A 20,712-nucleotide genomic window follows, 5' to 3' on the forward strand; every position below is an offset into this window, starting at 1 on the left:
GGGAGATGAAAATGGAAAATGCTATTGCTATCGTAGGGATGGACTGCAAATTTCCGGGTGCAAATAATCTTGATGAGTATTGGGAAATATTAAAAAATGGAGAATGCGTAATCAAAGACTCTATTGATGATAGTGATGATAAAAATTTTGTTAACAAAGCTTTCTCTTTAGATAATATTGATAAGTTTGATGCAAAATTCTTCAACATTAGTAAGAGAGATGCTGAATATATGGATCCTCAACAAAGATTAATGCTGGAATCAGCTTGGAAAGCTGTGGAAAATGCTGGTTATAATACTAAAAACATAACAGAGAAAACCGGAGTTTTTATAGGTAGTGGAATCAGTTCATACTTAGTTCATAATGTCATCCCTAGCCTAAAAAATAATGGGATTAGTTTAGACAAAGTTATGTCGCAAGCTTTTCATGGGAACAGCTCTGATTATATTTCTAGCCGAATTTCATATAGTATGAATTTAACGGGGCCATCTTTAACGGTTCAAACTGCATGTTCTTCGTCGTTAACAGCGCTTCACATGGCTTGTCGCAGCTTATTAACCTATGAATGTGACATGGCTTTATGTGGCGGAGTTTCTGTTAATGCCGCACAAGGAAAAGGCTATAGATATGTTAAAAATGAAATTTATTCACAATCTGGCCACTGTCTTCCATTTTCAGAGGATGCAGATGGAACTATCTTTAGTGGAGGCTTAGGAACCATTGTTTTACGACGCCTGGAAGATGCAATTGAAAACAATGATTATATCTATGCGGTAATTCGTGGAAGTGCGATTAATAATGATGGATCTGAAAAGATGTCCTATACTGCTCCAAGCGAAACTGGACAAACCAGTGTTATTTTAGATGCTTTAGCTTTTGGTGACATTTCTCCAGAAAGTATTTCTTATATTGAAGCACATGGAACAGGGACTAGTATGGGGGATCAAATTGAAGTTGCTTCATTTAAACGAATTTTTGAACATTCAGGCAATGAAGTTAAGCTTGGGTCAGTAAAAGGTAATATAGGACACGCACTTGCCGCTGCCGGGATAGCATCGCTTGTTAAAACTGTACTGTGCTTAGAAAAAAAGCATCTTTGTCCATCGTTATATAATAATCAAGAAAATCACCAATTTGGACTTTCAGGTAGCAACCTAAATCTCGTAAGTGATTTTGAAGAATGGGAGAATAAAGATTACCCATTACGAGCATGTATTGGTTCTCTTGGCATGGGTGGTTCAAATGCATATGTTGTCTTAGAAGAATATAACAGGAAGCCGGTTGAGTGTTTAAAAATAAAAGAAGATAGAACAATAAAATTTCTTAAACTATCTGCGAAATCCGAAAATTCTTTAAAACAGATGAAAAAGGCCTTGTATCAATATTTATTGGAAAATGCAGTAGATGATCAGGTTCTTAATCTTATTTATAATTTCCAACGCGAGACGTTCTCATGCCGAACACTTATTTATTATCAAGATCGTAAGGAATTATTGGATAAATTAAAAGAAGATAATGTAGAGGACGATACTTCCATCTTTGAACAGGCTGATAATACTCAAGAAATTCTTGATATTGGAAAGCGCATGGACATTGAAACATCCGAAATTATACAAATATGTAAAGCAATCAAGAACTCTTGGGAAGAAGGTATAGACATTCAATTTGAACAGACTGTTCCAAGTACTGTAATGAAGCAGCCTCTTCCTGGCTATTTCTTCGAACATAAATCATTTTGGATGCAACCAGAGTCAGAGGAGATTATTGAGGCAGCAGAGACTTCATCCTCAAAAGAAGAGACTGCTATCAGTCAAGAGGAGGTTAAACTTGAGTACTATGTGAAAGAAGTCTGGACAAATTATCTAGGTGTAGATGAAGAGGACTTTTCAACAGACTTTTTCGAGCTAGGTGGAAATTCTATCATAGCTTATCAAATGCTTGCAGATATTGAAGAGCATTTTAACATCGAGTTAGATGTTGAAGACATGCTTGAAAATCCGACAGTAGATCATATGACAAGTATAATTCAGAAATTACTTGTCTAGAAAGGAGGATAAGACAAATGGAATATTATCCATTATCATATCAACAACAAAAATTATATAGGTATTCTAAAGTTCATGCAGATGATACTGAGTATAATGTTCTCCAAGGAATTGAACTAAAGCAGCCACTAAATAAAAAGCATTTTGAGCAAGTAGTTAGAAGAATTCTGATAGAAGAACCTATCTTAAGATGTCGAATTGTTGAAAAAGATTTTGCTCCTGTTCAATTTGCAGCAGATATTACCGACTATGCAGTAACATATAAAAATATAAACGATGAAGAATTAAAAACAGAGATTAAAAATTTAGAGACTGAACCGTTTAAAGTCGAAGGTGGTCCATTATTCCAAATAGTTGTCTTTTTGCTCAGTAGTGGTAAGACAATACTGTTTTTAAGATTACACCATATTATTTGTGATGGATGGTCATTTCAACTTTTAATGAAGAAGTTTACTACATATTATTTTGATACAGATAAAGGAAATGCTTCGTCAATTAAACCGCCCGATTATACATATTATGATTATGCTTATGAACAGACTCTTCCATCTACAGCCGAGAAATATGTTAAACGTAGAGACTTTTGGGAGAAAATGACAAATGAAAATACTACAGAATTAAATCTTCCATACAGTTTTGCTCAAAAGCAAAAGTATACACGTATTGGAAATCGTAAATTGTATCACATGAGTCGTAAGCAAAGTAAGAAGATAGAAGTTTTTTGTAGGGAGCAAAAGATTTCACCATTTACACTTTTAGTCAGTGCTTATGGTGCTTTATTCTCGCGCTTGTCTGGTGAGAAGAAATTAAGTATTGCTGTTCCAGTTGCTAATCGTTTTAAGAGAAATACGATGGTTATCTGTGGTTATTTTACAAATACTATTCCTTTGGATTTTGATTTTTCTGAGAAAAAATCAGTTCAAGAAAGGTTAAAACAACAACACAGAGATTTCATGGGAATGATTTCAAAATCGGATGTAGACATTGATTGTCCATGTAATACAATGTTTGTCTTTCAAAATCGTCCTAACATAGGAATTGAAGAAAGAAATGATTTAAAATATTTACGTCTTAGCAATGGGAAGAGTAAATATGATGTGAGTCTATCAGTAACGTTTGAAGATGCTTGTTATGTATTTGAATGGGAATATATGTGTGAGCTTTTTAGTGAAGTTCGAATAGATGATTTCAATCGATATCTTTTTCAACTTCTAGATGGATACGTAGATCAGCCCAATGAATTTACGAGTCGAATAAGTCTTTTAAATGATTCGGAAATCGAACTTCAGAAAAAAAATTGGAACGAAACAACTGTAGATTTTCAAGATTCAGATAAATCTCTAAAAGAACTTTTTGAAACGGCTGTTCAAAAGTATAAAAAACAACCTGCCTTGATTTTTGAAGACGACTCTCTCAGTTATGAAGAATTAAATAGTTTAGTTAATGTTTTATGTCAAAAGTTGCGGCAAAAAGGGGTTAAAAAAGGGCAAATTATTCCTATTTTGTTTGATAGAAGTTTTGAAATGTTGGTAGCAATTCATGCGATTCTTAAGCTAGGATGTGCGTATTTGCCTCTGGATACTGAATTACCAGATGAACGGATGAAATTTATTGTTTCTGATTCGGGGAGTCATATTATTCTTACCTCGGAAAAATTTGCGTCTCGTCTTCCCAAAGATATTAAAAGTTTTTGTATAAGCCTCAAGAATTTAACTGGACAAGCTAATAATCCTGATACGATGATAAATGGAGATGATAAAGCTTATGTGATATATACTTCAGGTTCTACTGGTAATCCCAAAGGGGTTATTAATACTCAAGCTGGAATTGTAAATCGCTTATTGTGGATGCAAAAGCAGTTTCCACTTGAACCTAATAAAAGAGTTCTTCAAAAAACTTCATATACATTTGATGTTTCTGTATGGGAATTGGTGTGGCCATTACTTACAGGAGCGACTATAGTAATTGCTAAACCTGATGGTCATAAAAATCCAGAGTATATTACTGATATTATTACTTCAAAAAGTATTAATACTATCCATTTTGTACCTTCCATGTTAAAGAAATTTTTAAGTACAGATAAGTGTACTGAATGTTACTCATTGGAATATGTTATCTGTAGTGGAGAAGCACTAGATGCGACAACGTGTTTTGATTTTTATTCCAAGCTTGATGCTCAATTAGTTAATTTATATGGTCCGACAGAAGCCGCTATTGATGTTTCATGTTGGTTAGTGAAAAAGCAAAGTGAGAATCCTATAATTCCTATCGGTAAACCTATTGCAAACATGAAGTTGTATAAATTAAATGATGAGCTAATGTTTGAACCACCAGAAGTACCAGGGGAACTATATATTTCTGGAATTGGATTAGCAAAAGGATATTTAAATAATGAAGAAAAGACCAAGGATAGCTTTTTAGAATGTCCGTGGTCCAGTGTTAAACCATTTGAAAGACTCTATAAAACAGGGGATATTGTCAAAATTGATGAAAATGGGAATTTTCTATACATCAATAGAAAAGATTTCCAAGTCAAAATTCGGGGACAGCGTGTTGAACTTGCAGAAATTGAAAATAAAATTCAAGAACTGGATTTTGTAGATGATGCAATAGTTATGGTAAGAAAAAAATCTGATGGGCAACAAGTATTGGTTGCTTTTGTCAAGGCAAGTAAGAAAGATAAAAAGTCTATCACAACGTTCTTATCTAAGCATTTGATGGACTACATGATTCCTCGAGTATTTTGTTTTATTGATGAAATTCCAACAAATGTCAACGGGAAAGCAGATCGTAAAAAATTGATGACTTACTCTATAGAATTTGAAATTGAGCAGTACAGTAAGCCTCAAACTTTCTATGAAGAATTGGTTTGTTCGACTGTTGGTCAAGTTTTAGGTATTTCAAGGGTCAGCAGAGATGCAAACTTTTACGATTTAGGCGGTACTTCTTTAAGCATATACGATGTAAAAATAGCTCTTGAGAAAAAATTACAGAAAAAAATTCCATTTGAGCTTATCCTTGGCAAAGATATTGTTAAAGATATTGCGCTATCTTTGGAGAACTATCTTGATCATAAGGCTAAAAAATCGGATCTTATTGAAATTCAGTCGGAGCTTGATGAGTTTCAAAATTTACCATATGAAGTACGTGCCCGAAATGATGATAATCAAAACATTCTCTTGACAGGTGCAACTGGATTTTTAGGAGCCTATCTTTTGCGACAATATCTTGACAAAGCTCCAGCGGCAACAATGCATTGTCTAATTAGAGCTGAAAACTTAGATCTAGGTTTCAAACGTATCAAAGAGAATATGCAATATTGGGGCATATGGAAAGATGAAGACAGTAAGCGTTTAAAAGTTTATTGTGGTGATCTTACTAAATATAATTTAGGTTTATCTCAAGAACAGTTAGATTTCTTAAGTGATAACATTGATGTCATCTGTCACAATGGTGCTAATGTTAATTTTGCCCTCTCGTATGATCAGATAAAAATTACGAATGTTGAAGGTACTAAGAGAATTCTAAAATTATTGGAATCTGGAAAAAGGAAGAGCATGGCCTATGTATCAACAATTTCAATTTTTGCAAAACAGGATTATAAAAAAGGCCTTGTTACCGAAGAACAACAACCGTTAGACGTTAATAATTTAAAACTCGGCTATGCAAAATCTAAATATGTAACAGAAAAGATTCTTCGTGAGTATATGAACAGGAATTACGACGTTGAAATCTTTAGAGTAGGTCGAATTATGGGTTCCAATGATGGAGGAAAAGAGAACAAAGACATGTTCTACAAAATGGTAGAATTTTGCCAGCAAATACAAATGTATCCAGATATTTCTATGAATTTTAATGGAATACCAGTAGATACTGTAAGCAGTTTAATTGTCTATGCCTCGCTTTATCAAAAACACTCTAAAATATATCACATAGTTAATCCTGATGTAAACGTAACAGTAAAGCTATTTGATGTTTTTGGAGATAATGATATGGCTAAAGTTTCATGGGATATTTGGTATGAAAAATGTATGGAATATTCCGATTTAGGAGATCCTCTAGCAAGACAGGTAGCAGTTGGAATTGGTAAAGAATTGGACAGACAGAGTATCTTACTTGATCTAAGTAATACTCAGGCTCTTGCGTGGGAAGCAGGAATAGAACTTCCTGATATCAAGAGAATTGTTCAAAAAAAGATTAACAGTTGATTTTAATATAAAAGTAAAGGAACTTACAATAATTGTAGGTAAGTAAGAAAGGTGAATGCTATGCAAGCAGAAAAATATACACGTTTAATCCAAAGAATGGAAGTTCAAGCAAAATTAACTTGGAATCGAGAAATTAAGTTAATTCGAGAAAATATTACAGATCCGAACGCTAAACTTAGAATTTTAGAAATTGGAAGTGGCCCAGGGGTTATTACAAAGAAACTTTGTGAATTATTCCCTGATGCTCAACTTACCTGTCTTGAATTAGATAGTGATTTTGTTGAGTATAGTAAAACAGCACTTCCAGATGACTATAAAGAACGTGTAGAAATTTTAAAGGGTGATATCACTCAGATTGATCTTGATGAGGAAGTCTATGATATTGTTTATGCAAGACTTGTTTTACAACATGTTCATGGCGTTGATAAGGCATTAACAAATGTCTATAAGGCCTTGAAGAAAGGCGGTAAAATGTTAATTACTGATATTGATGAAGGTTTATTTGGGATTATTGACCCAGAGGTTCCTGAATTGTCATATGTATATGGACAGCACATCCAAGAACAAGTATTAGAAGGAGGAGATCGCTACATTGGTAGAAAATTATGGAGAATGTTGAAAAATGCAAACTTTAGCACAGTTGATCTTGATTTGATCCCAGTTAATAGTGATGAAGTTGGTATTAATACTTTTCTTCCACAAGTTGATTATGAAGAAATGGAAACAATGATTGAGAATGATTTGTTAAATCAAGATGATATTGACAAGGTGAAAATTGCTGCTGATAAATTCTTGAAGTCGGATTATCCTTTTGCATTACTCGTTCTTTTCTTCGTTGTCGGTATAAAGTGAGGAAGATATGACAAATAAAAATGCTCGCCTTTATACAATTCAAGTACTAAGTTCGCTTTCTATTTGGGTAACATTGGTTTCTTGTTTTTGGAAGATTGGCTTTTCTCAAAATTTATCGCCGATTAAATTGGGGTTAATGTCATTTAGTTTTTCTGGAGCAATGGCCTTATTTAACGCTTTTATGACAGTGTTAGTGAAACCAATATATTCTAAAATTATCATGTTGGTCACTTTGGCTATAGATATTGTCCTTTATATGCTATTATATTCGGCAAATCTAAATCAAAGTATTATTTATGTATATATTTTTTTAATCGCAGCATGCTTTTCAAGTGTTAGTATTTCTAAAGATAAAATCTTTGAAGTTACTTCACTGAAAGGTGCAGATGCAAGTGAGAAAATTTTTAAATTCATGCGGTTTATTGGGCCTATTGTTGGTGGAATTATAGTAGAATTTCTCAATTTTAAAAATATTATGTTATTAAATGTGATATTGCTTTTTCTAAGTATCCTTACCGTTTTAACAATTGAAAGTCCAGTAACGAATATTGAACTTGAAAAAAAAGAGTCAAAATATATTACAAGTAACATATATGAGAAAAATGCTGGAGTCTTTCATGTGTTTTTGCTAATGGCTTTTATTATCTCTATTACTATTCAAATGATTGATGCACAACTAGTAACAGTTTTTCATCTTATAACAAATGTTTCTGCTGTTTCCTTTGGTTTATGTATTGGGATTTCAGGCATTGGAGTATTTTTAATCTCGTCTTATTTTGAAAAATATTTTATAAGAGAATTATTTTTATATATTGGTTTTCTTGTTATGGGAATTTTAATGATTTTTGCGGGCTCATATTTTGCAAGTCATCAAACAATACCTCTTTTACTTATATTTTCTATGTTTTTAATTGGTGGGCTTAGTTGGCAAATGATTATGACAACTCAGGAAAATATTATTAAGAGTATATCCAATCGTGAAAAAATGCTGACACTTTTTTCAATTATAGGCATCATACTAGTCATCTCATATTCTTTAGGAGCACTTAGCAGTGGATTTATAGTAACTAAAATTGGAATTGCGACTTTGTATTCATGGGTTGGTTATGCCTTGACTATAACTGGAGTTTTGGGAAAAATTATCGTAACTACTATCTTTAATTCTAGGAACCAATTAACCGAGGATGTAAAAAAATATCAGTGAAGAAAAATGTTTGGAGGTTTTAAGTGGAAAATATTATGCGAATAGACAATATCACAAAAACTTACGATGGGGTTGCTGTGGTAAATAACTTAAGCTTTAGTCTAAAAAAAGGGCATATTTTAGGATTTCTTGGACCGAATGGAGCAGGGAAAAGTACAACCATCAACATGATTAGTTCACTAATACATCAAGATGCAGGTCACATATATTATAAAGAAGTTGATGTAGAAAAATGTCGAAAAAAATTTAAAAATGAAATTGGAGTAGTACCACAAAGTCTAGCAATTTATGAGGACCTAACAGCTTATCAAAATTTAAAATTTTTTGCAGAGCTATATGGAGTATCTAAAGATAAAGTTGAAGAAGTCTGTATTTATGCTCTCAATTTTGTCAATTTGGAGAATGTTAAAGACAAAAAGGCGAAAACTTTTTCAGGTGGCATGAAGCGTCGACTTAATATCGCCTGTAGTCTTGTCAATTCACCGGAATTAATAATTCTTGATGAACCTACAGTAGGCATTGATCCGCAATCACGAAATTTTATACTTGAAGCAATAAAGAAACTTCGAGATCAAGGTGTATCTGTTATCTATACGACGCATTATATGGAAGAGATTGAAGCAATAGCTGAGGATGTTATTATTGTTGATCACGGTCAAAAATTAGTTGATGATACGATTGACAATATTCGAGAGAATTATTCTAAACAATCTATTGTGTCCATCAGAGCAGATAAGTTTGATCAAAATTTGAAAGAAAAAATCCTAACAATAGCAGGTGTAGACTCTGTGTCAATTGATGGAAACCTTATTAAAATCAACATTAATACTGAGGTAAATGATAAAGTACTTAATGATATAACAAGCACATTTAGTCAAAGTAACTCTTCTATATCATCTATTAATTCTTTAAATTTAAACTTAGAAGATATCTTCTTAGAATTAACTGGAACAAAATTGAGAGATTAGGTGATTTTATGATGAAAAAATGGAATCTAATTAAATTTGACATAAGTTATAATATTGCAAAAAAACCAGTTATTTTAGTCTACCTTTTTGTATTTCCATTCTTAATATTTGCATTATTGGGGTACTTAACTACTGCTAATTTTTCAGGGGGGATATCATCTTTTGATTACTATGGTTTGACTATTATAATTTACTTTCAACTAACAATGGGAACTATGGTATCTAATATGATTATGGAAGAAAATGTTAAGCTTCCTAATATGAGAATTGCCTATAGCTTAGAAGATGAAAACTATATTTATATATCAAAAATAATTGCTTTAACATTGGCTAATGCTATTTCAATTGGAGTTTACATGCTTTTATTAATGGGAATTTATCATGTCAATTTTGGTACCAATCCATTGATGGTTTATATTACGTATATGATACTTGGGTTTTTCTCAACTTGTTTGGGAGCTACTCTTTGTATAGGCCTTAAAGATGAATCTGCATGTAATAATATTTTAGGTGTTGTTCAGATTATTCTTTGTATATTTGGTGGAATCTTTTTCCCAATAACTTACCTTGGGAAGATCGGTATATTTTTATCTAATTTCTCAATTGTAAAGTGGATTAACTTTGGTATAGGTAGTTATGTGTATGGTCAAAATATAAAAGGGCAACTAATTGTTTGGGTATTTTCTTTACTTTTGGCAGTGCTGCTTTTATTTGCGGCTCGGAAAATGTTTAAAATTCAGCTTTTTATACACTGAGTTATTTATCTGACAGTTATGTTTTAAAAGGAAAATTATGAGAAAAATATTTAAATGTTTTCAAATCAATATTACTCGCAATTTTAACGATAATATGGGAGTAATATTTTCGGTAATTATTATGCCATTAGTCGTTGTTGCATCTTTTTATGCGACAAACTTACCTAATGCAACTGAAAAAATTGCTGTGATTGGGGGAACTGAAACATTTACTCAATATCTTGATAACAATCAGATTTCTTACGATAAGCTAAAAGCTCTCCCAGAAAAACAAGATATTTATATGAGAAATTACAGCGGTGTCATTAAAAAACAAAACGGGAAAGTAACAGTTATATCATATAAAGGACCACAATATAGACGGGGACTTCAACTTATCACAAAACAAAAGTATCGTTCTGATGAAGAAAAAAATAATTCAGAGAAATTTCCAAATGCCTTTTATTTATCACTGAGTATTCTTCTGGTTCAAGCAGTTCTTAATATGAGGTTGTTTGTCAATGATAGAATTAATGATACTTTCAAAAGATTGCGAGTAATCGGTATAAAGAACAGTCAATACTTGAGTTCTCATCTGTTATTTAATTGGGCAGCTTTATTTATCCCTTTTGGTCTTGTTAATGTCATTTGTAATCGATTATTTTTCGGATCTTCTATGACAGAGGATTTGAAAGTTATTTTAATCAGTTTTATAGTTACTGGACTATTTTCAGCACTCGCAGTTTTGATTTGTACACTTGTCAAGGATAATGGTTCTGCTATTATGGTTGGTAATATTGTTGCGTGCTTTACTGTATTATTATCAGGGATGTTTGGTAATTTTCATAATAAAATTTTGGGAGCTATCAGTCAGTGTATGCCTCAGAAAATCAGCTTTAATTGGGTTAACGAAATTTTTTATCATGGCGATATTGTAGGAGGAAACTTCTTATTAATTTTAATTATGTTTACAGTTTCAATGCTATTGGCAGTAGGACTCTGCAATAGGTCGAATCAATATAGTAGTTAAAATAAGGGGTGAAAGCATGGCAAAATTTATTGATATTTTTAAAAAAAATATATCCGAACATAGAGGCAAAAAACTTTATACCTATTATGAAGGATATGATGTTATAGATTCTGTAACATATAGTGAATTTGATTCTAGAGTAAAAGACTTTGGAGGCTATCTCCAGAGTCTTGATAGCAAAGGTGAACGTGCACTTATTTTATTACCGTCGGGAGTGGATTATCTGACTGCATATTTTGCATGTTTATTTACGCAAACAATTTGTATTCCAATGAATGTAGTTGATGATCAAAGTAAAGCTGAAATGGTAAAACAAATTATTGAGAATAGTGATGCTCAATATATTATTACCTCTACAAAATATCGCGCTAGTCTTGAGTATTGGTTTGGTAGTTTAGTTGAAGATTTAATGATTTGTTATATAGATGATTTTGTTAAATCAAGTTTTGTTGAAGAAGAAATTTGTGATGAGCAAATAGCTTACTTGCAGTATACTTCTGGTTCTACAAGTCAAGCTAAAGGTGTTAAGGTTACATATAACAATATTTATGCAAATTGCTTAATAATGAAAAATCACTTTGCTTTTAGTGATAAAGATATCTTTACTACATGGTTGCCGTTTTATTTTGATATGGGACTTATTGGCTCAGCAATTAATACTATTTTTAATGCCTCTTCAAACTATTTTACTTCTGCAGAAGGTTTTATGAAATCACCTATTTCATGGTTAAATGCAATCAGTATTTATCACGGTACAATACTTATTGCTCCCAATTTTGCCTATGAGATGTGTTCTAATATCCCCACGGAAGAAATGAAAGACATCGATTTATCATCAGTTAGATTAACAATTAACGGTTCTGAACTTGTTAGGTATAGCACATTACATGCATTGGCAGAAAAAATGAAAAAATATAAACTAAATCCTCTGTCATTTAATCCTGCATATGGGCTTGCAGAAAATACCTTAATTGTTTCGGCGCACTATCCTGAAAAAGGCTACCAACATGTAACTATAGATGGTGAAAAATTGAGAAATAACATTATTGAATTCAGTGATGAGGGATTAGATATTGTCTCTTGTGGTGCCACCTGTGAAGGTGTTGAAGTCAAAATTGTTGGGTTAGAGAATAAACATTTACTTACTGAAGATGAGATTGGAGAAATTTGGATTTCTGGTCAGAGTGTTACACAAGGATACTGGAATCTTGATGAAGAAACTAGTTTTAATAATTTCCTCCCAAATGAAAACCAACCATATTTTGCAACAGGTGATTTAGGCTTTCTGCATAATGGTTTCCTTTATGTCGTAGGACGAAAAAAGGATATGGTTATTATAAGAGGGAAAAACTTTTATTCGCAAGATATTGAAGAGATTATTTTGAAAAATACAGATAATAAGCTAAAAAACGCAATTGCTTTTGCTATAGATATTAATAATACAGAAGAACTTACTATTATGGCAGAATTAAGTGACAATGTTACAGATATTCATGAAGAATTAGCATCTATGATTAAAAATATAGTAGCAATGAATTGTAAGATTGTTCCATATGATATCGTACTTTATCAGGAAGAAGCTTTACCGCGTACAGGTAGCGGCAAAATTCAAAGACAAAGTTGTAAAAAATTATACTTAGAATATAACACAACAAATGTGAAAGGTAATTAGCAATGGAAGCTATAATTGAAGTAAGTGAAGTTGTAAAAAATTATAATGATCGTGACCATGTTTTAAAAGGAATTAATTTAAGTTTTGAAGCTGGTACATTTAATGTATTACTTGGTCAAAGTGGTTCAGGAAAATCTACTTTATTAAATATCATGTCTGGATTACTAAAGCCAACTTCAGGGACAATTTTAATTAACAAGAAAAATATTAATAATTTTAAAGAGAAGCAATTAGCTTCTCTACGTAGAAATACGATTAGCAATATTTATCAGGATTATATGCTTTTGCCAGAGTTAACTGTTCAGGAAAATATTGAGCTTGGGATGAGTAAAAACAATTTAAATCTTAATGATATAGCAAATAAATTAGGAATTATTAATTTGTTAGATAAATACCCTGATGAATTATCAGGAGGCCAAAAACAGCGCACGGCAATTGCGCGTGCAATAATAAAAAAACCTGATCTGCTCTTTTGTGATGAAGCAACAGGGGCATTGGATGAAGAAAATAGCAAACAGGTTATAGAGTTGTTACATGATGTTGTTAAAACTTATGGTATAACTGTTATTTTTGCAACACATAATCTAAAAATATCTTTGACAGCGAATAGAATTATAACAGTTGGAAATGGATTAGTCGTTCAGGATAAGCAGAATGAGTCTCCGCTTTTACCATCAGAAATAAATTGGGGGATTAATATATGAGAAGTATTTGCAAACAATCATTAGGATATTTTAGGAGAAACAAATTAAATGTTTTGATTTTATCTATCCTTGCTTTCCTGACTTCATTTATGTATTTCTTTGTGGAATGCTCCATTGATGGTAATTTAACTTGGCTCTCTCCTAAAACTCAATTAAATAATGGACAAAATGAGTTATTAATTGGTCTTAATTCAAATAAAATATTGGCTTTAACGTTTCTTATATGTCTAACATCAGTTTCTTGTTTTATTTTTTATATGTTTTATAAAAAATGTTTTGATTTAAATCGAAAAAACCTTGGTTGTTACCGTGCTTTGGGTTTTACCCAGAGACAAATTACAGGTATTTACATTGCAATTACTTCAATCATTAGTTTTGTTTTTTTGTTACTGGGATTAGTGGTTGGTTATTATTATTCGTATATATTACTTGATACTTATCAAGTATCTTACAATGTGAATAATGTTGTGAGAGGTCTCTCAGCATCTAGTTTTGCTATTGGCATAATAATTCCGACAATTTTGTTTTGTATTATGACATATTTAGCATCTGGGGTGTATCGTTGTGTAGAGATTTCTAACTTACTTGCTGGGCAGGGAGAAAGTAATAAGAACTTAAGGATGATGCGGTTATTTGAAAAGGTCGCTAAGGTTTTACCATCTAAATATTCTTTTTCAAGTAAGTTAGCTTTGAGAAAGCCGTTTAATATTTTCCTCATTCTAGTTTCTGTATACATATATCTAGTCTTGATAGTGATAAGTATCTCACTCAATATGAGTAGTTCAAAAGTTTATCAGTCACAAACCGCTTTTCGTCATTACAAATATGAAGTTACCCTCTCAACTGTAAAAGTAAATTCTGCTCCAGAAGAAAATGGAAATCAGTATTTTTTAGAAAAAAAGTAAAGTTAGCTACTATTAGTAAAAATATAGGACAGCAGAATTTGGTGGCAATGGATAACGATGGAGATCGTTTTCGTCTAGTAAATAAGCAGAAAAAAATCCAGCTAAATAATGGTGAATTAGCTATTAATCCGCGAATTGCTGAGATTTATAACATTAAACCAGGAGATAAAGTCTTAATAAAATATAAGAATTTCGAAAACTATTTAATTGTTAAAGCAATTGCGGATAATGGAAATACAAGTAGTATTTATATTAAACGTACTTATTTTAACAAATTGATTGGTAATCCTGCCAATACTTATAATGGTTTATGGTGTAATAAGCTTAATGACACATTATCAAAAGAGCATATTAAAACATATAGTAGTTATAAAAAGGAACTACAAAATAATAATGTGTCCAATAGAATGAGTGCGATAATAAATCAAATTTTAGCTTGTGTTTTTAGTGTTCTTTTAATTTTTCTAGTCTTGTTGCTCAATTTTCAGGACAATATAAATAATTTTATTTACTTACGTAAATTAGGATATTTACATAAAGAGATTAAGAACATGTTGATTAATATTTACTTACCACTTATTCTTTTTACTTTTGTTGTTATGACTATTCCAAGTATGCTAACTAGTCAGCAGATTCTTCGAATGCTGTCTTTAGAGACGGGAGATTATATGCCATTTAACAGTAATATATATGTATTCTTATATGCATTAGTCATTTTAGTATTTTTATATTTAGTGGTTATTAAAATTTTTGATGTTAAACTAAAAAATACATTTAATAGAATTGATTTAGGGCAATATAGATGATCTATCAATATTCCATTAAAATAGATAAATTTTTATCTTCTAATCAAATAGAGAAATTGATGACTATAGTTTCTGAAAAGCGTTGTTTAAAAGCAAATCGTTTTATTCATCAAAAAGATAGAGAACGATGTCTACTTGCTGAAGCATTAGTACGCTATGCTTTGATAAAAGATTATGGAATAAAGGAAGAGAAGATTTTATTTAACCATTCTAAACATGGCAAACCATTTCTTATGGAAAGCAATTTACATTTCAATATTTCTCATTCTGGTAAGTGGATTGTCTGTGCTATTGGGGACTCGCAACTTGGAGTTGATGTCGAACTAATACGGTTGTTAGAATATGAGGATATATATAAATCGTTTTCTTCAACTGAAAGAATACACCTTGATGCTTTATCTCCCCAAGATAAGCAAATTTCTTTCTTTAAATTATGGACCCTTAAAGAAAGCTTTGTTAAGTTTATTGGGACGGGATTAAAATGTCCATTTGATAGTTTTTCTATTGACATTAATTCACTAGAATTACTAAAAGAGAAGCAGCAAGACACAAATCTTTCATTTTTTAGTAAAAAACTTGATGCGGAACATTGGTATGCATTGTGTTGTGAGTCTGATATAGTCAATAAAAAGATAAAACAAATTGATTTAGATGAAATACTGAGTTTTTGGCAATGAAAATTTAATGATTATAAATAAGTTTTTATACCTTTACTTAGAAAGAATTGGGAATCTCACTATTTTATGAGAACTTAAGGAGTCATTAAAATATTTCAGGAGGAAAATTTAATGAAAATAAATGTTATTGTAATTCCTCATGCAGGAGGAATGGCCTCAACATATTATAAGTTTAAAAAATATAATAAAGAGCTGTTTAATTTTCACATTGTTGAATTATCTGGAAGAGGAAAAAGGGTTCATGAACAATTATATTATTCTTTTGCTGAGGCTGTAGATGATATATATGAACAAGTAAAAGAAATTATTCATGAGGGACCCTATATCTTATTTGGTCATAGTATGGGAAGTTGGTTAACTTATGAATTATACTATCGTATTCTTGAAGAAGAGGCACCTCTTCCAATTCACATATTCTTCTCAGGTAATCGTTCACCTTTCACCAAACAAGAATTAAGTGTTATTAACTTAGATGATGATGAGTTTGTTGAGTATATTATAAAAAATCATGAAGCAACTAAAAAAATTTTTGAAGTTAAAAAATTAAGAAAAATATTTTTGCCTATATTGCGGTCTGATTATACAATAATGGAGAAATATGAGCCGCTAATGGATAGAGAAAAAATTAAAGTTAATATTTCTGTTCTAGGTGGAGAGCTAGATCCATTGTTAGATAGGGGATTCTACGATTGGAAAGAACTTACTTTGGAAAATTGTGATTATGTAAAATATGGTGGTAAACATTTTTATATTTTTAATAAATTTCAAGAAGTTAGTGATTATATGAGCCAAACGATAAAAAAATTATATGAATTAGTCTGATGATATAAGATATGAAAATCAATTAATTATATTTCAAATTGTTAATTTATTTCTTTGGGTTTAAGAAGTTGACTAATTAGAAATTCTTAAAAAGGGGGACATTTTTATGTCAGAACGTAAACTATTTACGTCTGAATCAGTATCTGAGGGACATCCCGATAAGATTGCCGATCAGATTTCAGACGCTATTTTAGATGCTATCTTAGCACAGGATCCCGATGCCCATGTGGCTGCTGAAACAGTTGTTTATACAGGATCTGTGCATGTCTTTGGTGAGATATCAACGACTGCTTATATTGATATTAACCATATAGTGCGCCGTACCATTACTGAGATTGGTTATACGAATACTGATTATGGTTTTTCAGCTGAAACGGTTGGAGTGCATCCGTCATTGGTAGAACAGTCTCCTGACATTGCTCAGGGAGTTAATGAAGCTCTTGAGATACGCGACCATGATGAACAAGACTCACTTGATTTGATTGGTGCAGGTGACCAAGGGCTCATGTTTGGCTTTGCTGTTGATGAAACACCTGAGCTCATGCCTCTGCCGATTTCTTTGGCGCATCGCTTGGTTAGACAATTGGCAGAATTGAGAAAGTCTGGTGAACTTACTTATCTGCGACCAGACGCCAAAAGTCAGGTAACGGTTGAGTATGACGAAAATGATAAGCCTGCTCGTGTGGATACTGTTGTTATCTCTACGCAGCATAATCCGGAAGTACCTAATGAACAAATTCACTGTGATGTCATAGAAAGGGTTATCAAGGCAGTTATTCCGGCGGAATATCTGGATGATGAGACTAAGTATTTGATTAATCCGACTGGACGTTTTGTCGTTGGTGGTCCTCAAGGGGATTCTGGTTTGACAGGACGTAAAATTATCGTAGATACTTACGGCGGTTATGCTCGTCATGGAGGTGGAGCCTTTTCAGGCAAGGATGCGACAAAAGTTGATCGCTCAGCATCTTATGCGGCGCGCTACATTGCTAAAAATATTGTGGCTGCTGGTTTGGCCAAGAAGGCAGAAGTCCAGTTGGCTTATGCTATTGGGGTAGCTCAACCTGTTTCTGTTTGTGTGGATACTTTTAGCACTGGGAAGGTTGCTGAGGACCGGCTGGAAAGGGCAGTTCGCCAAATTTTTGACCTTCGTCCTGCAGGTATCATTAAGATGCTTGATCTGAAGCGTCCTATCTATCGGCAAATAGCCACTTATGGACATATGGGGAGGATGGATATAGAACTTCCATGGGAAAAGTTGGATAAAGTTAATGAATTAAAGATATTTCTGCAAACCTAATACTTTTTATTTATAATGCTAGTCGATATAAAATTGTTATTTTTAACTACTGCGGTATACATAGGTGGGTTTTTATATTAAACTTTAGATATCTGTAACCAACTTGACTGCATATACGTCATCGTCAGTATACTCGCAAGTTATCTCATACCTATATATAAATAAGGATTAAGTAGTAGATAATGTAAATATTAGTGTAGGGGTGTCTATACTGTACTCTGTAATAGTAGGCTTTGTAGAGATCCCAACTGCTGTTAATCAAGCTATTAATTATATCTGTTCTCAGCTGTGAAAGTCGTATTCAACATTTTATTTTAATAATAAAATTAAACTGAGGTGTAAATTGGGATAATTTTTAATATCAATTGTTTAAAAGGAGAAAATATGCTAAGCCTTATTATCAGTGTCCGTTTTATTTTAGAAGTTGTAACAATACTGGGCTTGGTTGGCGGACTTTTCACCAAAAAAGTTTGGGGCGTCAAATTTATTTTTTCTATTTTAGGAATTGTAATTGCTGGTATTTGGAGCCGTTATGGGGCTCCAAAGTCACCAGATGTGTTGACAGGATTACCTAGACTAGGACTGGAACTGTCAGTTTTTGGCTCTGGCGCTGTCGGTGCTTTTGTTCTATACGGAAAAAATATTGCTTGGATTTATACAGCAATTGTGGTTATTGACCTTATAGGCTTGTATGCCTTAGGCTTAAATTAATTTTTATTTCTGAGCTGATAAATAGCCATAAGTTAAGGGGATTACAAAATCAATTAAATGGAGAATTTATATGAAGAGTTATTGTAAACAAGGCAAAATGCAAAAGTTTTTTTGGGAAATTTCTATGACAGCTGCAGCTGTTTGTACTCTGTTAACCCTAGGGCTGACAACTACAAATGCAGATGATAGCCTGTTTTCTGCAGACAGACAAACGGTTGATTACGACAGAGCGGCAGTTGTGGAAATGCCAATTGCTCCAGATAGTACGGAAGAGCAATTGCCAAATTCTAGTGCAGACGAAAACAGTGAATCAATCTCTTCTGTGCGTTCCGTGATTTCCGCCAGCAGCCCAGAAGAAGCATCTGAAAGGGATGAGCAAATAGAAGAATTTGCTTCAAGTGAAGCATCAGAAGCAGGAGCTGTCCCCGCTAATGAAGAAATTGAGCTGACGGGTAATGCGAATCAGGAAGAATTGCCGGATGAAGCAGCTGTTTTTAACGAAAAAAATTCAGACTTAGGAGAGCAAAGAACCGATATTAAGGAGGTTTTAGCTGAGCAGCCCTCCAGCATCTCCACTCTTGATGCTGCTGCTTTGACTTATGCATTTGAAAAGGCCCGTTTAAAAGGGGCGACGGATGATACTATTTTAGAAGAGATCCAAAAAAACGGGCAAGTTATTCCTCCTCATTTGATTTATCTCAGCGATTTTTATGATGAAAAAACGGGAACCAGCGGGACAGCTTTTAAAGACAGGTTTACTGATAAAGTCCTTATTGCTTATACTGGTACTAATACTGATGGCAATGATCTGCAAGATGCATTGGGAGCAGATGTTATGGGAATCGGCCTAGCTCGAGGCCAACACTATCAGCCGGCCTATGATTTTTATGATAAAATCGCTAATCAGTATGGTTCTGACATTATTGTCATTACAGGACACTCTCTAGGAGGTAATATTGCTCAGCGTGTTGCGTTGAAAAAGAATGCCTCTGAGACGGTTGTCTATAATGCTGCTCCTCTCTATATTCCAGCTGTTGCCTATCTAGGTAATAAAATTTATGCTTCTCTTCAGAAGCGTTTCGATTTACCTTCAAATAAGGCAGAAGCAAAACAAACCATTACTGATATCAAAAATGAACTGAAGACCTTTACGGGGCAAGTCACTAGAGTTACAACTCAGAAAGATTGGCTTAATAATGTTATGCGCCCTTTAGGCGCTGTATATTTGGGCAAAGAATATATTGTTCCTAATTCTGGCAATCACGATTTAAAAAGTATTGCCAATGATGTTAAACAAATTGCCAGCATAAAAACATGGGTTAGTGTTTAATAGCGAAAATGATTAATTTTATTGTGATCTGACCTGAGATATAATACATAGCAAGTGGTTGTACAGTATAAAAAATAGTTAACTGTTTCGTTAGATAAAATAGAAAAACAGAGGGGAGAGGGCTATATGTCTTTTGCAATGTGGCTTCTTATTGTCGCTGCGACTTTTGGTGCGGTTTCTGCATCTAGTGATGATTTACGTAAAAAATCACACAAACATAAAAACAAAAAATAACAATCTTATACTTAATGATTTCGGTGTGATATGTTTGAATCTTTCCGTATAGTATAAAAATTAGTGATTATAAGGCGATGGATTATTTTCCTGACAAATTCCAGTAAATGCCCCAAAATCTCACTAAATTTTCAGACTTGCAAAAAAAGCAAGCAGCTTTCCTGCCGCTTGCTTTTTTAGGTCCAAAAATGAAGAAAAGAAAAGTCTGTTAACAGGATTGGATAAAGATCAATCCTGCAGGAAAGATATTAAAAAACATAAATTACCTCCTTAAACATTGGGTACGCCTTTTATCATATCATTAAAAATTAAAGGTAAGACTTTTTTTCGAATATGAAATTCTTTTATTAATTTTTTTATTTGAAAAAACCAATAAAAAAGGTGTATCTTACGACTGAGATATAAATTATGGGGTTTTAAAAACAAAATTTCTCGTTTAGAATCTAACTTTAGTAAGACAGTAGGCTGCTTATTTGACGATATAAGGTACTATCTTCAAGAAAATAAATC

Annotated in this window: 15 protein-coding genes and 1 pseudogene; all 16 read left to right on the top strand. The window is 32.6% G+C overall.

The annotated features are described in order from the left end of the window. The first annotated feature begins 11 nt into the window (after positions 1-11). Positions 12-2,045, top strand: a complete 2,034-nt coding sequence (locus DDV21_RS01295) for a type I polyketide synthase (protein WP_116877586.1) — start codon at positions 12-14, stop codon at positions 2,043-2,045. Positions 2,046-2,062: 17 nt separating this feature from the next. Beyond that, positions 2,063-6,253, top strand: a complete 4,191-nt coding sequence (locus DDV21_RS01300) for a non-ribosomal peptide synthetase family protein (protein ID WP_116877585.1) — start codon at positions 2,063-2,065, stop codon at positions 6,251-6,253. Between the two features lie 60 nt (positions 6,254-6,313). Then, positions 6,314-7,105, top strand: a complete 792-nt coding sequence (locus DDV21_RS01305; protein ID WP_116877584.1) for a class I SAM-dependent methyltransferase — start codon at positions 6,314-6,316, stop codon at positions 7,103-7,105. A gap of 7 nt (positions 7,106-7,112) precedes the next feature. Next, the gene (locus DDV21_RS01310; protein ID WP_116877583.1) at positions 7,113-8,309 is read left to right on the top strand and encodes an MFS transporter; all 1,197 of its coding nucleotides are present in this window, start codon (positions 7,113-7,115) and stop codon (positions 8,307-8,309) included. A gap of 23 nt (positions 8,310-8,332) precedes the next feature. Beyond that, positions 8,333-9,277, top strand: a complete 945-nt coding sequence (locus DDV21_RS01315; RefSeq protein WP_116877582.1) for an ABC transporter ATP-binding protein — start codon at positions 8,333-8,335, stop codon at positions 9,275-9,277. An 8-nt stretch (positions 9,278-9,285) separates the two neighbouring features. Then, complete coding sequence (locus DDV21_RS01320; RefSeq protein WP_241964685.1) at positions 9,286-10,032, top strand: ABC transporter permease; 747 nt, start codon at positions 9,286-9,288, stop codon at positions 10,030-10,032. A 37-nt stretch (positions 10,033-10,069) separates the two neighbouring features. After that, on the top strand, positions 10,070-11,041 hold the full coding sequence (locus DDV21_RS01325) for an ABC transporter permease (RefSeq protein ID WP_116877581.1): 972 nt from the start codon (positions 10,070-10,072) through the stop codon (positions 11,039-11,041). 16 nt (positions 11,042-11,057) lie between these two features. Then, positions 11,058-12,713, top strand: a complete 1,656-nt coding sequence (locus tag DDV21_RS01330; RefSeq protein WP_116877580.1) for an AMP-binding protein — start codon at positions 11,058-11,060, stop codon at positions 12,711-12,713. Positions 12,714-12,715: 2 nt separating this feature from the next. Further along, positions 12,716-13,417, top strand: a complete 702-nt coding sequence (locus DDV21_RS01335; RefSeq protein ID WP_116877579.1) for an ABC transporter ATP-binding protein — start codon at positions 12,716-12,718, stop codon at positions 13,415-13,417. Continuing rightward, the gene (locus DDV21_RS11860; protein ID WP_241964686.1) at positions 13,414-14,322 is read left to right on the top strand and encodes an FtsX-like permease family protein; all 909 of its coding nucleotides are present in this window, start codon (positions 13,414-13,416) and stop codon (positions 14,320-14,322) included. The genes DDV21_RS01335 and DDV21_RS11860 overlap by 4 nt, the downstream gene beginning before the upstream one ends. 38 nt (positions 14,323-14,360) lie before the next feature. Then, positions 14,361-15,128 carry an ABC transporter permease family protein gene (locus DDV21_RS11865; protein ID WP_241964687.1) on the top strand — a complete coding sequence of 256 codons (768 nt, stop codon included), beginning with the start codon at positions 14,361-14,363 and terminating at the stop codon, positions 15,126-15,128. Further along, complete coding sequence (locus tag DDV21_RS01345; RefSeq protein WP_116877577.1) at positions 15,125-15,805, top strand: 4'-phosphopantetheinyl transferase family protein; 681 nt, start codon at positions 15,125-15,127, stop codon at positions 15,803-15,805. Before DDV21_RS11865 ends, DDV21_RS01345 begins: the two co-directional genes overlap by 4 nt. 111 nt (positions 15,806-15,916) lie before the next feature. After that, positions 15,917-16,627 carry a thioesterase II family protein gene (locus DDV21_RS01350; RefSeq protein ID WP_116877576.1) on the top strand — a complete coding sequence of 237 codons (711 nt, stop codon included), beginning with the start codon at positions 15,917-15,919 and terminating at the stop codon, positions 16,625-16,627. Between the two features lie 106 nt (positions 16,628-16,733). After that, positions 16,734-17,927, top strand: coding sequence for a methionine adenosyltransferase (metK, locus tag DDV21_RS01355; RefSeq protein ID WP_116877575.1), 1,194 nt, complete (start codon positions 16,734-16,736; stop codon positions 17,925-17,927). 384 nt (positions 17,928-18,311) lie between these two features. Beyond that, positions 18,312-18,638 (top strand): YrdB family protein, encoded by a 327-nt coding sequence (locus DDV21_RS01360; protein ID WP_116877574.1) that lies wholly within the window; start codon positions 18,312-18,314, stop codon positions 18,636-18,638. 562 nt (positions 18,639-19,200) lie between these two features. After that, a pseudogene (locus DDV21_RS12040) lies at positions 19,201-19,968 on the top strand (YqiA/YcfP family alpha/beta fold hydrolase); the annotation flags it as partial. Positions 19,969-20,712 lie beyond the last annotated feature (744 nt).

The organism is Streptococcus chenjunshii (genome assembly GCF_003086355.1).
Lineage (GTDB): Bacteria > Bacillota > Bacilli > Lactobacillales > Streptococcaceae > Streptococcus > Streptococcus chenjunshii.

Bases quoted from the DNA above. Each gene is read 5' to 3' on its own strand.
- DDV21_RS01305 (WP_116877584.1), top strand. From the start codon at position 6,314: ATGCAAGCAGAAAAATATACACGTTTAATCCAAAGAATGGAAGTTCAA.
- DDV21_RS01360 (WP_116877574.1), top strand. From the start codon at position 18,312: ATGCTAAGCCTTATTATCAGTGTCCGTTTTATTTTAGAAGTTGTAACA.
- DDV21_RS01300 (WP_116877585.1), top strand. From the start codon at position 2,063: ATGGAATATTATCCATTATCATATCAACAACAAAAATTATATAGGTAT.
- DDV21_RS01310 (WP_116877583.1), top strand. From the start codon at position 7,113: ATGACAAATAAAAATGCTCGCCTTTATACAATTCAAGTACTAAGTTCG.
- DDV21_RS01335 (WP_116877579.1), top strand. From the start codon at position 12,716: ATGGAAGCTATAATTGAAGTAAGTGAAGTTGTAAAAAATTATAATGAT.
- DDV21_RS01345 (WP_116877577.1), top strand. From the start codon at position 15,125: ATGATCTATCAATATTCCATTAAAATAGATAAATTTTTATCTTCTAAT.
- DDV21_RS01325 (WP_116877581.1), top strand. From the start codon at position 10,070: ATGAGAAAAATATTTAAATGTTTTCAAATCAATATTACTCGCAATTTT.
- DDV21_RS01295 (WP_116877586.1), top strand. From the start codon at position 12: ATGGAAAATGCTATTGCTATCGTAGGGATGGACTGCAAATTTCCGGGT.
- DDV21_RS11860 (WP_241964686.1), top strand. From the start codon at position 13,414: ATGAGAAGTATTTGCAAACAATCATTAGGATATTTTAGGAGAAACAAA.
- DDV21_RS01330 (WP_116877580.1), top strand. From the start codon at position 11,058: ATGGCAAAATTTATTGATATTTTTAAAAAAAATATATCCGAACATAGA.
- DDV21_RS01320 (WP_241964685.1), top strand. From the start codon at position 9,286: ATGATGAAAAAATGGAATCTAATTAAATTTGACATAAGTTATAATATT.
- DDV21_RS01350 (WP_116877576.1), top strand. From the start codon at position 15,917: ATGAAAATAAATGTTATTGTAATTCCTCATGCAGGAGGAATGGCCTCA.
- metK (WP_116877575.1), top strand. From the start codon at position 16,734: ATGTCAGAACGTAAACTATTTACGTCTGAATCAGTATCTGAGGGACAT.